This is a genomic window from Edaphobacter sp. (assembly GCF_028283685.1).
GTDB lineage: Bacteria > Acidobacteriota > Terriglobia > Terriglobales > Acidobacteriaceae > Edaphobacter.
Window position 1 is genome coordinate 426,578 of the sequence record NZ_JAPWKF010000001.1, and the last position, 13,977, is coordinate 440,554.

10 protein-coding genes are annotated in these 13,977 nt (G+C 53.9%); 3 read left to right on the forward strand and 7 right to left on the reverse strand.

What is annotated here, in order from left to right; genetic code table 11:
• Positions 1 to 48: 48 nt before the first annotated feature.
• Positions 49 to 924, reverse strand: coding sequence for a hypothetical protein (locus PW789_RS01745; protein ID WP_299370613.1), 876 nt, complete (start codon positions 922 to 924; stop codon positions 49 to 51).
• Positions 890 to 1,327, reverse strand: a complete 438-nt coding sequence (locus tag PW789_RS01750; protein ID WP_299370615.1) for a hypothetical protein — start codon at positions 1,325 to 1,327, stop codon at positions 890 to 892. The genes PW789_RS01745 and PW789_RS01750 overlap by 35 nt, the downstream gene beginning before the upstream one ends.
• A 371-nt stretch (positions 1,328 to 1,698) precedes the next feature.
• Between PW789_RS01750 and PW789_RS01755 the strand changes: the two genes are divergently transcribed.
• From PW789_RS01755 to PW789_RS01765, 3 genes are read left to right on the forward strand one after another with little or no spacing between them, the layout of a single operon-like run.
• Complete coding sequence (locus PW789_RS01755) at positions 1,699 to 2,904, forward strand: carboxypeptidase-like regulatory domain-containing protein (protein ID WP_299370617.1); 1,206 nt, start codon at positions 1,699 to 1,701, stop codon at positions 2,902 to 2,904.
• Positions 2,876 to 4,999, forward strand: a complete 2,124-nt coding sequence (locus tag PW789_RS01760; protein WP_299370619.1) for a hypothetical protein — start codon at positions 2,876 to 2,878, stop codon at positions 4,997 to 4,999. Before PW789_RS01755 ends, PW789_RS01760 begins: the two co-directional genes overlap by 29 nt.
• Before the next feature lie 30 nt (positions 5,000 to 5,029).
• Complete coding sequence (locus PW789_RS01765; RefSeq protein WP_299370621.1) at positions 5,030 to 6,610, forward strand: amidohydrolase; 1,581 nt, start codon at positions 5,030 to 5,032, stop codon at positions 6,608 to 6,610.
• Positions 6,611 to 6,671: 61 nt separating this feature from the next.
• On the opposite strand, the gene PW789_RS01770 is transcribed toward PW789_RS01765, so the two are convergent.
• The 5 genes from PW789_RS01770 to PW789_RS01790 form a co-directional block, all read right to left on the reverse strand.
• Positions 6,672 to 8,168 (reverse strand): ABC transporter permease, encoded by a 1,497-nt coding sequence (locus PW789_RS01770; RefSeq protein WP_299370623.1) that lies wholly within the window; start codon positions 8,166 to 8,168, stop codon positions 6,672 to 6,674.
• A 3-nt stretch (positions 8,169 to 8,171) separates the two neighbouring features.
• Complete coding sequence (locus PW789_RS01775) at positions 8,172 to 9,524, reverse strand: ABC transporter permease (RefSeq protein WP_299370625.1); 1,353 nt, start codon at positions 9,522 to 9,524, stop codon at positions 8,172 to 8,174.
• Positions 9,525 to 10,988: an ABC transporter permease gene (locus tag PW789_RS01780; protein WP_299370627.1), complete on the reverse strand. Its 1,464-nt coding sequence runs from the start codon at positions 10,986 to 10,988 to the stop codon at positions 9,525 to 9,527. It abuts the gene before it with no gap.
• A complete protein-coding gene (locus tag PW789_RS01785; protein ID WP_299370629.1) occupies positions 10,988 to 11,698 on the reverse strand; it encodes an ABC transporter ATP-binding protein in 711 nt (236 codons plus the stop codon). Before PW789_RS01785 ends, PW789_RS01780 begins: the two co-directional genes overlap by 1 nt.
• Before the next feature lie 117 nt (positions 11,699 to 11,815).
• The gene (locus tag PW789_RS01790; RefSeq protein ID WP_299370631.1) at positions 11,816 to 13,378 is read right to left on the reverse strand and encodes a M20/M25/M40 family metallo-hydrolase; all 1,563 of its coding nucleotides are present in this window, start codon (positions 13,376 to 13,378) and stop codon (positions 11,816 to 11,818) included.
• Positions 13,379 to 13,977 lie beyond the last annotated feature (599 nt).

The window sequence follows — 13,977 nt, forward strand, 5'->3', positions numbered from 1 at the left end:
TGGAAACGGTCAAGTGAGTTTGACTCTATTTCGACTTACTGCATGGAGTCAAACATGATGTGCACAATAGCTGAGGTTATTTTCCGGCTGCGTCATCAATTTCTGATATCGCATCCATCTACTGACTGGCTCTTTTGCTCCTTGCTCAACGCATCGTTCTACTAGGTCCTTGCCGACGGTGTAGGTAAGCATATAGCTACGATATTCATTGAGATAGAGGAGTGTAGACTCACCATGTTCCATCAATAACTCATGCTCTAGTGCCCCGAGTGCCCGAACAAACTCTAATCGACCGTCGAGATATTCACGAGCGATGCCCGGCTCTGCGGAGTGCAGACTTTCAATCAACCGCTGCACATGTATATACCGCTCGACATCATCAGTCTTGAGGCCCGCAGCCGGAAATAAGAGGTTACGTTCGATTTGTATCCTCGTCGGTTCGTCGAGAACCATCTCGGGGGCATAGCTCGCTGCAGCTTCTGAAACGAAGGACTGTGGGGAGAATGTCAGCTGCACCTGCCCTTCGCGAAAGCCCATTCGTTTTACTACAGATTGATCGCGCAACGTGTTGAAGACGTGGTGCCCCGGATAGCCCTCGTGACAAGCGAGATCCAGGAGTCGGTCGACGGTCAGAGGAAGTTCAAGATTAACCTCGATCACACTGTGATTGTTTCCTTTATAGGAGCTGAAGGCGCTCCACGGCTTATGAACGACGTACTCCAATTCGACAGATTCATCTGGCGGCATCGTTATATGCTGCAGCGTCAGCCTACGGCATTCTGCGAGCGCTGCCTTCATGACTGCGGGAACACGCTTTGGTGAGACGATGAATCGGGCATCGTACGCTGCATAGTTCCCTGCTCCATATCCAATTCTTTCGCCGATTTCTTTACCGAATAGCCACTCGCTCTTGCTGCTTGTCATACGGCGTCGCCTCTATATCAAAATATCCACGACTCTCTGCATCGAAGCTCACATACCTGCCCTGTAGAGCCTGCACCCGCAAGGCCATCGCATTGAGTTGTGCTGCCAATGCATCGCGACGGGCGCGCTCCATTCCACTGGCAGGAAGCTCCTTCTGGAGCTGAGTGATTTGCAGCGCGATATCGCTCAATGTTGGAGGAGATTTCTCCACGGCCTTCAACAACTCCTTCGGCCCGACATAGTAATCAAGTGCATCAGGATCCCGCTCGCTCAGAGCTACAGCTACGCGCAGGTACTTGTCGACGACGATTTCACTTTGCTTCGCATGCCTACAGTCTGTCAGCAGAAGCAATATGAAGACAGAACCAACGCTGCGCATTCTATTTTTTTTATCAATATGCATGAGCTCTTCTATCAATGAAGCTATCTGGAAATACTTGATGAATATATCTTTACGGATCGTAATGCGTTTGTTATAGCTATAAATATTCCGAACCCTCGGAAGCTAAACCATACCTCTTCATGGCACCTCGCCATACAACGAACCCTGATGTTCGTTGTCGCAGCCTATTCAGCCTGTCACTCAGGCGTTCGCCGTAGCTGTATCTGCTGTCACTGAAATCGCAGTCGTATTTTTTGCAATCCGCACAAAACACGAGCGGTCGATAGACCTCTTTTTGATTCACGTTCAACAATCTGGAGGCATCCGCGATGTCGTCACTTAGACGCATAAGCTGCAGGTCTATTTCTATATTTCTCCTTCTATTGTGTGCCGTGGCATACGTCCAGCCGCTCTCTGCACAGACCGTCAATGCGACGCTAACAGGCCGCGTCGAAGACATCCAGGGCGCCGCAATCTCCGGCGCAACGGTGACCGCAAGGAATACGGGCACAGCCGCAGTGCGCACAGCAACGACAGACGGCAGCGGCCTCTACACAATCACCAATCTCCAGCCCGGAGAGTATGAACTGTCGACGACCATGAGCGGCTTCGCCACGAAGAATCTCACGGGCATTACGCTCAACGTAGGTGATACGAAAGAGATTCCTGTCTCTTTGACCATAGGCGGCGCGAACGACACGGTGAATGTCGAAGCAAGCGAGCCTCTTCTTCAGACGCAGACCTCTTCTAACGGAACACTGGTCGACAACAAGCAGATCGTAGAACTCCCTCTCGCAAACCGGCAGTTCTACTCGCTCGCACTTCTCTCTCCTGCCGCGTATCAGCCGGCACAAAACTCGACGCTCGGCTTCCGTGGCGGCATCAATATCGCCGGCGCAAGCGAGATCTCCAATCAGTTCACGCTCAACGGCATCTTCAACAACGACATGGGTGTAGCGCAACCATCCTTTCGCCCATCGGTCGAAGTGATTCAGGAATTTCGTCTACTTACTGGCGTCTATCCCGCAGAGTATGGCCGAATGGCTGGCGGCCAGGTTGTCGTCATCACCAAGTCAGGCACGAATAGCTTCCATGGCTCGGCCTATGAATTTATTCGAAATGAGGCGACAGATGCTCGCCCCTACTTTACCGCTGCAGGCGCAGATAAACCGTCCTTCAAGCAGAACACCTTCGGTGGCACCGTTGGCGGGCCAATCTGGAAGGATCGTACGTTCTTCTTCTTCGGCTATGAGGGTCAGCGCATTCGTCAGGCATTCACGGCGCAGTCAACCGTTCCTACCACGGATATGCTGAATGGCATCTTCAACGTCGGCAAGACTCTCTACAACCCACGCACCGGAGCTGCACTCGCCCCCAATTGCGGCACTGGATGCTACAACCTAACGACCGCCCTCGCCGGAAACACGCGCGGACAGTGGAGCTCCGTTGGTGCAGTCGCCGGCCAAACGATTGCCAACCTTGGGTTCCCTGTGCCTTCGCTCAATACCCTTGCAGGCAAATACCCCGCGCTGAACTACAACTTCCAGGAGACGCGCACTGAGAACATGAATGAGTTTTCGGCCACGTGTCGACCATAAGATCTCAGACAAGGACAACATCTACGGCAGCTTCAATCTCTTCAAGGATCCTGCCTTCGAGCCGTCCAACTCACTTTGTTCGTCGTACGTTGTTCCGAAATTCGGCTGCTTTACCAACCAGATCTCGACGCTAATCAACGTCACCTACGATCGCATCCTTACACCCACCCTACTGAATGAATTCCGTGCAGGCTTTCAGCGCCTGCAGCAGCCTCGTATCCAGGAGGACAACACGGCCATCGGCGCGGCGTATACCGGTCTGCCTGGAGGTCCTTACTTCAGTCAGCCCGGCTATCAAAACAATAACGGTTTGCCGAATACTGCAATCTCCGGCTTTGCGACAATCGGCGGCGCTACGAACCTTCCACAGAATCGCTGGGATAACCACTATCAACTGGTGGATACCGTGACCTGGAGCAAGGGAGCTCACACGATCAAGGCAGGCATTGATCTTCTGCTCGCACGCTCAATCAATCTGATTACGTCATCTGGCCGCGGCGCTTTTTCCGTCAACGATGCCAATATCATGTCGGTAAATGGCAATACGCATATTGGCTCGACCGGCGACTCCATGGCCGATTTTCTTCTCGGCCTTTCGTACACCTCAACCATCGGTACAACGGCGGGAACGGTTTATCTAAACTTCTTCGGCAACCACCTTTTTGTGCAGGACGACTGGAAGGTAACACCGCACCTCACGATCAACTACGGTTTGCGCTGGGAGCTGGATGCGCCGGTCTATACACCGAATGGCACCGTTTCACGCTTTGATCTCAGCACACAGAGCTTCCTCGCTTCGAACACGGGAGCATTCAAACATCTCTACAACTACGACTACAACAACTACGCTCCTCGTGTGGGCATGTCCTGGCAGCCCTTCAAGACGGACACGACAGTTCTTAAGGCTGCAGCAGGAACGTTTTATAACACGCCGCTTCTCTACAACCAGTTCCTGACGTATGGGACGCAGTATCCGTACCGCATCGTCGGCACCTCGACCTCAACTGCCAGCACTGCAAGCAGCATCAACACCGTTTCGCTCGATGCTCCATTCGCTGGTGCCGCAACGGCCTGCTCTTACGGCGGACAGACGAACTGCAGTCCATCTCTGTCCCCTCTCGGCGTGAATCCAAACTACCGCACACCATACATCACGGAGTGGAGCATGGGGGTGCAGCAGGCGTTCGGGAAAAATATGGTTTTTGAGACAACGTACTTTGGTTCAAAGGGAACCAAGCTTCCGCTGAGCATTAATCTGAATCAGATCAATGTCAACAATCTCGCGGTGGGCGCAACGACGACTCAGACAATGCGCCCGTACCCGAATTTCTCTACGGTATCGAATCAAGACACACGTTCGAACTCTGAATATCACTCCTGGCAGAACAGTCTTAAGCAGACTTATGCGAACGGTGTGACGTTCATCCTCTCGTACACCTGGGGCAAGTCAATCGATGGCGGAGGCGGTATTGGTTCCGGCTCCAACTCCTCCGGCTCACCGCAAAATATCTATAACTTAAAAGCTGAGCGCGGACTGTCGGACTTCAACGTTGCTCACCGCGTCGCCTTCAGCCCTGTTGCACAGCTTCCGTTCGGCAAGGGCAAGCCCTGGCTGCAGAATGGTCTGGGGGCCGCAGCTCTCGGCGGATGGCAGGTCTCGGGTATCTTTGCCTTTCAAACCGGCCGCCCCTTCACGATCACGGATAGCTCCAGCAACAACAGCCGTTCGTTCGCCAGTGCTGATCGTCCGAACATTGTGCCGGGGCAAGATCCGAATGCCGGCCCGAAAACTGTTCAGCAATGGTTCAACGTCAATGCCTTCACCCTGGCGCCGACTACCCGCTTCGGCAATGCCGGACGCAACATCATCACCGGTCCCAAGTTCACGGAGCTTGATCTTACACTTGCACGTACCTTCCCTATCTACGAACACCTGAGTGGACAGTTCCGTGCCGAAGCATTCAACCTTCTCAATCACCCCAACTTCTTGAACCCACTCACGACGGGAGTTCAGTACGGAGCAACGGGATTTGGCGCTATCACCCAGGCCAACACTCCCCGAGATTTGCAGTTCAGCCTCCGACTTCTCTTCTAGCCATCAATCATCGCAACGGGAGAAAACGTAGTGAAGTTTATCGGTGCAACGCTTTTGCTACTTCCTGTTCTGGCCGTGGGCATCTGCCCCGGCCAGACCTCTTTGACTCCAGAAAAGCAGGCTCTCGCTCAGAACGTAGAAAAAAATGCCAAGCTGGCTCAGGTGATGGTTGATACCGTCTTTTCATTCGGTGAGCTGGGTTTTCAGGAAGTTGAAACATCGAAATATCTCACAGGCATTCTCGAGAAGAACGGCTTTAAGATTGATCGCGGTATCGCAGGAATACCAACAGCCTGGATGGCAACCTGGGGCGAAGGTAAACCGGTAATCGCGTTAGGCTCTGACATTGATTGCATTCCCCAGGCATCCCAGAAGCCTGGCGTGGCGTGGCATGATCCGATCGTTCCAGGCGCACCAGGCCATGGTGAGGGCCATAACTCCGGCGAACCGTTGAATATCCTTGCGGCGCTCGCAGTAAAAGACATGATGGTCAAGAATCATTTGCATGGAACCATCAAGATATGGCCGGGTGTTGCGGAAGAGCTCCTGGGGACCAAGGCTTACTACGTTCGCAGCGGCTACTTCAAAGATGTCGACGCAGTGCTGTTTGCACATGTCGCGACAAACCTCGGGACATCATGGGGCGAAAGCGGCATGACTGGCCTCATCTCGGTGCAATACAACTTTCACGGAGAAAGCGCTCACGCCGCAGCAGCGCCCTGGAGGGGCAAGTCTGCCCTCGATGCTGTTGAATTGATGGACACCGGCTGGAACTTTCACCGCGAACATCTGCGTCCGCAACAGCGCTCGCATTATGTGATCTCAAATGGAGGCGACCAGCCGAACGTGGTTCCGCCGAATGCTTCAGTCTGGTATTACTTTCGAGAGCTCGACTATGAGCACATCAAGGGGCTCTGGAACGATGGCGATCGCATGGCGACAGGAGCCGCAACGATGACTCAGACGACGTGGGATGCTACCGTTCTTGGATCGGCGTGGCCTGGATACTTTAGCAAACCCATAGCTGACGATCTGAACGCTAACGCTATAGCCGTCGGGATGCCGCAGTGGTCTGATGACGATCAAGCCCTCGCGAAAGCAGTACAGAAAGAGCTAGGCGTGCCTCAGGTCGGCCTCGATACCGAGGTGAAAACCCCGGGCGCCCCTAGTCCAAATGCCGCCATGGGAGGAGCCTCGGATGATATCGGCGATATCTCCTGGAATGCGCCCACAATTGTTTTGCGTTATCCGGCCAACATTCCCAATCTTCCAGGACATAACTGGTCCAATGCAATCGCCATGGCAACTCCCATTGCTCATAAGGGAGTTATCTCTGGAGCAAAGGTGCAAGCCATGACGCTCTATGACCTGATGACGCATCCCGAATTACTGGCTGCCGCGAAAGACTATTTTGCCAATGTAGAGACAAAAGACGCGAAGTACCAGCCACTGGTGCGGCCACAGGACAAGCCTGCAATATGGATGAACAAGACAACCATGGAAAAATATCGTCCCGAGATGCAGAAGTATTATTACGACTCAGCGAAGTATGGAACCTATCTCGAGCAGCTCGGCATCAAGTATCCAACACTTACAAAGCCTACTAATTAGTCAAAGGCGTGGTGGTAAAAGATCTGTCACCGCGCCTTTCATCGTTTGGCTGGAGTTGAATTCATTCATAACGCAATGACGTCATCGGACTAACCCGGGACGCTTCTCGCGCGGGATAGTAACCGAAGAGAATTCCGACAGCAGCAGAGATACCGAAGGAGAGCACGACGGCCAAGATGGAGATGCTAGTCGACCACTGAATCATTCTTGTAATGATCCAGGAGAGCATAATACCCATGACGATCCCGAGAAGTCCTCCTGTCAAACTGAGCGTCACCGCCTCCATAAGAAATTGCTGCATGACCTCGCTGGAGCGCGCTCCAACAGCGCGACGAATTCCAATCTCCCGCGTGCGCTCTGTTACGGACAGCAACATAATGTTCATGATGCCGATGCCACCGACGATCAGAGAGACTGAAGCGATACTTGCCAACAGCGCTGTCATCGTTCGGCTTGCTCGGTCCAGCGTCTTCCCTAGCTGTTCCAGCGTTACCTTATCTAAATTATTGACGTTCCCTGTAACAGCCCGCGCAATATCAGTTCGCATGCCCCCCTTCGCGAGCGACTTTCTCGCCTGACTCGATACGATAAAATCCTCGGCTGCATTGGGAGCAATCTGATGACGCTCCCGTAGGAGCACCATAATCGCCTTGGTGACACGATTGACTTCGCCCGTGGATGCCGTAGAGATTGTGATCGTGGCAAGGCTCTTCCGCTGGAGAATATGCTGTCCAGTGGTCACGGGGATGTACACCGCATCAAATTGGTCGTCTCCTGGGGCCGCCGGTACCATCCAGCTACCGCTCCCGACGACACCAATAACCTTGAATGTTGCCTTATGAAATAAGACTTCTTTCCCAATAGGGTCAGTCTTACCGAAGAGCTTTTCACTCACAATGCTGCCGAGTACGATCACGGGCTTAGCTTGATCAATATCCGACTCACTGAAAAACTTCCCTTTGGCGAAGATCCACGATCGCCGTATCCGTGGCAAGTCGGCTCCCTCACCATGCAGTCTCGTAAACCACGTGCGGTCGCCGGCCGTCACTAGCTCGTTCTCCGCCACTCCCGCAGAGACATATTGCACTCCCTGCAGCTTCGTGACAGCATCAGCGTCAGCGAGCGTCAACTTATCGGAGGCTCCGAGACCTGCTGCATTTTCTCCACGCTGGGCCAGGCCCATTGTTGGGTTCGTCCCGGGTTGCCAGACGTAGTGGAGATAAAATTGAGGTCTGGGCAGAGAGCGCAATTCCATCGTCTGAATGTGTGCTTTATCGTGCTCGGGTCTGTAGGCTGCGGGCTCTTCCGCTTCTCCCTGGCTTGTCCACTGCTGCTGCATCTTGTAGTTCCCGGACGTGACGACGATGACATTCATACCGGCTGCGCGGACCTGGTCCTGGATCGCAGACTGGGCTCCCGCCCCTAATCCGATCATGGTGAGCACCGTAGCCACGCCGATGGTCATGCCGACCATGGTCAGAATCGTCTGCAACCTATTTCGGCGCAGCGAACGCCATGCGATCGAAGTGCTCTTCTGGATGGACGAGATCTCTGTCACGTTCTACTCAAAACGCAGTGCTTCGATAGGGTTAAGCTTTGCTGCACGACGAGCAGGATAAAAACCAAAAAAGACTCCTGTTGCGGCAGAGATTCCAAATGCAAGAGCAACAGCCTGAGGGGACACGGTCGCATCCCAATCAAGCGTTTTGGTGATAGCAAAGGATGCAAGAAAGCCCAGTATGATGCCGAGCACACCGCCAGCCATCCCCAGCGTGACAGCTTCAACGAGAAACTGCATCAGCACGTCATAAGAACGCGCGCCTACGGCTCTTCGGATGCCAATCTCACGTGTGCGTTCTGTTACAGAGACCAACATAATATTCATAATTCCAATTCCACCAACAATGAGCGAAATCGTTGCGATGGCCGCCAGCAAGGCCGTCATCGTCTGCCCCGCGCGGCTTAGCGTGCCGGACATCTCCTGTAAATTGACCTGATCCATCTGCGGCATGTTCGCCAGGATGAATGCGGCAACAGAAGTATTAAGTCCCTTTGTCAGAGCTTCGGAGGCCTGCGTCTTAACAGTGAAGTCATCAGGTGTTGCGCCAGCCATAGAACCACCTTGAAGACCGCCAAGACCTGCAGGCGCACTTGAATGGCGAGCTGTATCAAGGTGATGTCTCGACCGCAGGACCGGGATGACGTCCGTTGCGACCTGTGAAGAATTACCCGCCTGGTCCGCGGAGACCATGATGTTTGAAAGATAGCTCACACCCAGCAGTTTTTGCAGTTTGGTGTATGGCACAACCGCCATCTGAGACTGCTCTTCGTCGCTGGTGCTGAACACGCCCCTGACCTTGAAGATCTCACCGTGAATCTCTATCTCTTCCCCAATCGGATTTGAGTCCGGGAAGAGTGTGTCGCGAAGTGCAGCTCCTATTACGGCAACATTCTCGGCAGAGTCTACGGAGGACTGCTTGAAAAACTTCCCTTTCTCAAAGCCCCAGTCATACATCTCGGCATACTCTGAACCGACACCATAGATTTGCGTGTAACTCCTGTCACCGCCACCAGCCACCCAGCCGCGCATGCGAGATACGGGCGATACGTGTGCCACGCCACTGACCGCACGCACGGCATCGGCATCCTCGGTGGTCAATGTTGTCGCAGAACCAAGCCCCGTCGCGATCTTTGATTCTTCCCCGCCACGAGTAAAGTTGCCTGCACGAATATTGATGAGAGTCGTACCCGCGGATTTTACGTCCTTAGATACACTCTGCTGTGCACCGGTTCCAAGGGCGAACATCGTCAACACAGCGGCAACGCCAATTGTCATCCCGAGCATAGCCAGTCCTGTTCTCAGCTTGTTCGCTCGCAATGCTTTGACGGCGATCTTGAAACTTTTCTTGAGCATTTATTCAAACCTCAACGAAGTCAGCGGCGCAACGCGAGAGGCTTCGCGTGCCGGATAGTAGCCAAAGAAGATGCCGACAGCAGCCGAGATACCAAACGAGAGGGCGACGGCCAGAGGTGAGATGCTGGTCGACCACTGCACGGCATGGGAGATGGCGATGGCAGCTACAACGCCGATCAGAATGCCGAGAAGGCCCCCAACGACGCTAAGCGTGACCGATTCAAGAATGAACTGAAGCAAGACATCCGTAGCCCTTGCACCAACAGCGCGGCGGATACCAATCTCGCGCGTGCGTTCCGTCACGGAGAGCAACATGATGTTCATAATTCCGATGCCGCCCACAATTAGGGACACAGTTGCGATGCTTGCAAGAAGCGCGGTCATGGTCTTGCTCGATTTATCCAGAGTCTTTCCTAGCTGATCGAGCGTGACCTTTTCCAGCCCAGCTGCATTGCCCGTTACGGCGGAGGCAACATCCGGCCGCAGACCTCCCTTGGTTAAGGCCTTACTAGCCTGGCTGGCCACGGTGAAATCATCCGGCGTATTACCACCAATCTTGTGACGCGAACGTAACAGGGTAACGATTGTCTTCGAGACACGAGTGACATCGCCGGTAGAGCTCGTGGTGACCGTAATATCGTTCAGCTTTGAGAGGTTCAGAAGCTTCTGCATTGTCGTCACGGGAATATAGACGGCGTCAAACTGGTCATCCCCGGATTCCGGAGTCACCATCCAGCTCGAACTGGTCACAACGCCAACAATCTTGAATGGCTGCTTCCAGAGCGTAACCGTCTTGCCAACCGGGTTTACATCGCCAAAAAGCTTCGCGGCAACGATGTTGCCCAGGACCACGACCTGCTCATTCTTTCGTTGCTGACGGGCACTGAAGAAGTCGCCGTGTACGAAGCTCCAGGCGCGGCGGATATTCGGCAGCGACGAGTCATCTCCATGCACACGAGTGAACCAGCGCGTATCTCCGTCAGCGACATGGACGTTCTCGTGAATGCCTTCGCAGGCATACTGCACACCGTTGATCTTGCGGATCGCATTCGCATCCTCGATCGTCAGTGTGGCTGCTGCACCGAGTCCAGCTTCGGAGTCCCCGAGCCTCTGGCGCGCGGTTGGGTGATCGTGAATGGCGAATGGATCATCCTCCGGGTGAAAGAGGGCCAATTGCAGATGAGGATGCCCGTTCACCTCCGGGTTGCGAACGGCTCCCATCTCAATCGCATCGTCCGGCGGTTTCTCTCTCTGCGCCTGGTAGTTGCCTGCGGTGACGACAAGCATGTTCATTCCTGCGGCTTTGACCTGGTCCTGGATCGCTTTTTGCGCGCCGCTTCCGAGTGCGATCATGGTCAACACGGTCGCAACACCAATCGTCATACCAAGCATCGTCAGAGCGGTCTGCATCTTATTTCGACGCAGCGCCTTTAACGCGATGATGTAGCTATTGCCGAGGGACACTAGGCGACTCCTTCCGCAACGGAAGGCAGCACATCGAGTTCCCCCTTCGCATGACGACGGCTCTCATTTGTAACGTCAGAGATGATGTTGCCGTCCTTGAAGCTGATGATGCGCGATCCATATTCTGCCACATCCATCTCGTGGGTGATGAGGACGATGGTGATGCCACGCTCTTTCTGCAATGACTGAAAGATCTCCATCACCTCAATGCTTGTTTTGCTATCGAGGTTTCCCGTGGGCTCATCCGCCAGGAGGATGGAGGGATTGTTTAACAGGGCACGTGCAATTGCCACGCGCTGTTGTTGGCCGCCTGAGAGTTGGTTGGTGTGGTGATCGTAGCGCGACTCCAGACCTACGGATGCGAGGGCCGCCATCGCACGCTTGCGGCGCTCAGCTGCCGTAATGTTTCCGGTTCCGTATAAGAGAGGTAGCTCGACGTTTTCAAGAGCCGAGGTACGGGTCAGCAGATTGAACCCTTGAAAGACAAAGCCAATCTGTTTATTTCGGACAAGCGATATCTCATCGTCGCTCAAATGCGAGACATCTCGTCCATCCAGAAAATACTGGCCACTCGTCGGCTGATCGAGGCAGCCGAGGATATGCATCAACGTCGACTTACCTGAACCAGAGGGGCCGATAACCGAGACGAACTCGCCTGCCTGAACATCCAGGGAGATCGAGCGCAGAGCGTTAACCTGATGCTCGCCCACGTGGTAAGTCTTCGTGAGATTTCGAACTGAGATCACAGGGTTCATGAAGATCGCCATCCCTTCAAGGAGCGGAATCCCGGCGCGAATCTTTCTGCGCCGGGTACCACGTTCGCTGGGCTATTTGCCAGCCGTCGTCTTTGGTTTTGGAGCAACCGTCGTCGTCTGCGCATACTCCCAGATGCTGGCAACAACAATCTTTTCCGCGCCCGCCATACCGTTATCCCACTTCTTGCCTTCGATGGCATACCATTCGTTTGCGGCGTGCGCCCGTCCTCCGGCACCTCCGCGGGCTCCCATGCCCATCGGGATCGATACGGTGCCAACCTTCTGACCTACTTCACCATCGGCAAAGAGATACGAAGGCCAGTAACCACCAGTCGCCTCGGCTTCAGCTACACCCAGAGGCTTATCTTCACCCATGTGGTTGTAGTGAGAGGCCATCATGAAGCGGTTGTCGTCGCCTGACAGACCGAGCATCACCGAAGCCTTCTTGTGCGCATTGGTAATGTCTGTATCCAGAGACGAACCTCGCGACCAGGGGACATCGCCGATCAGCTTGATCTCGACATCCTTGTAGCCGTTTTTATCCAGCTGGGCTCGAAGCTTCTTGATTAGATCAGGACCACTCATCTTTGGTACGTATCGGAAGTTATGTTTTGACGTGATCTTGTTCGGCAAGATCGCGCCAGCGCCACCAGCGTACATATTGCCGCCCCAGATACCGTCAAGATTGAAGCTGGTTCCGAAGCGCCCGTCCTTCAGGACCTCGACAGGATCATCAGACATGTAGCGTGCAACGCCCTGAGCCTTGGCCATCTTCGCCAGATCCATCTTGGCGGCACGGTCACGCAGCTGTTGCATTTGCTCCGGCGTTGGCTTCTCCATATTGTCAAAGAAGCCATCGATCAGCGGCGTATTTCCGTCGGGAGAGGTCAACGACGCCAACATATGAATATGGCGCCATGCGGGACTGTCAGTCGTGCGCTTCATCACGCCATGGACGTCGCTCTCCACCGGACCGCGACCCCAGCTCTTTCCACTTGTCGTCAGTTCGACATAGACGCAGCCTTCGGAGGGACCGCCTGCATACAGGGCATCTGCTTCCTTCAACAGGTCAGAGTGATCGGAGATGAACTTGCGCAGACCAATATCCATGCGCTCCTCATCTCCCTCGGCGATAAAGATCAGGTTGACGGGAAGCTTGCCCATCACCTGTTTGTAAGCCATCAAGGCGTTCAACTGCGCCATCTCCGGCCCTTTGGAGTTCGTCGCTCCGCGGCCAATCAGAACCCGCGGGATATCCGGCAGACCAGCAACCTTACCTTCGACGATCTTTCCATCGAACGGTGGCGAGATCCAGAGGTCAGGCTGCGTCACCGGCATCGTATCGTACTGCCAATAGAAGGCCACCGTCTTCGGCGCGCCTTCATCGCACTTGGCATAAACGACAGGGTTTCCTGGGGAGCCATACTCCGTAATGCCGACGTCATACACACGCGTCGTCTGACATCCCAGCTTATCGAAGAAGCCCTTCACCATCTCTGCCGATTCAGGAATTCCCTCTCCGCTGTTAGAGATCGAAGGCTGCTGGATCCACTTCTGCAGATTTTCGACGTGATCATCGATATGGCCATCGATGTACGCGAAGACCTTCTGCAGGTCGGCCGGCACTTTGCTCATGTCGGGCTTTTGCCCCGAGGTTCCGTACGGATTCACTCCAAGTTTGGCCTTTGTGGTCGTAGAAGGCGTCTTCGTCTCTTTTTTATTGCACGCGGCCGTTCCCACAAGAAGGCCCATCACACACAAGGACATCCATCCAGATCGCATCCAGTCGCAGCACTCCTAATGATTTTTCGTAGCTGTTCCACAAAAACGAGTGGGCTTCCAAAACTATTTCCGATAAAAAATAAGGTATTACACACGCAATGACGAACTGTTGAGTTATTAGTAGCTACAGCAAACAGGTCTGATCCACGGAGACTGAAGCGCCTGCGGAATAAGAGAAAGACAGCATCAGCAGGGATGAGTCTTATGAATTGTGCGGCGTGATGATTTTCAGCGTATGTGCTGCTCCATGCCATGTCAAGAGTCAGCAATCATCAATAAATTCGATCATTCGATTGACAATCTACATCACTGACTTACTGCATCTTCTTATTCGACAAGAAGCTAGCGTTTGCTTATATTGAATCTCACCGAGCCAAATCAACAGCGGCGAACCTCGTGCTTCACGCTGTTTCTGCATGGCGCAGACCTCACACGCAAGTCAACACATCCAT

Bases quoted from the DNA above. Each gene is read 5' to 3' on its own strand.
- PW789_RS01750 (WP_299370615.1), bottom strand. From the start codon at position 1,327: ATGCATATTGATAAAAAAAATAGAATGCGCAGCGTTGGTTCTGTCTTC.
- PW789_RS01790 (WP_299370631.1), bottom strand. From the start codon at position 13,378: ATGAGCAAAGTGCCGGCCGACCTGCAGAAGGTCTTCGCGTACATCGAT.
- PW789_RS01745 (WP_299370613.1), bottom strand. From the start codon at position 924: ATGACAAGCAGCAAGAGCGAGTGGCTATTCGGTAAAGAAATCGGCGAA.
- PW789_RS01775 (WP_299370625.1), bottom strand. From the start codon at position 9,524: ATGCTCAAGAAAAGTTTCAAGATCGCCGTCAAAGCATTGCGAGCGAAC.
- PW789_RS01760 (WP_299370619.1), top strand. From the start codon at position 2,876: ATGAGTTTTCGGCCACGTGTCGACCATAAGATCTCAGACAAGGACAAC.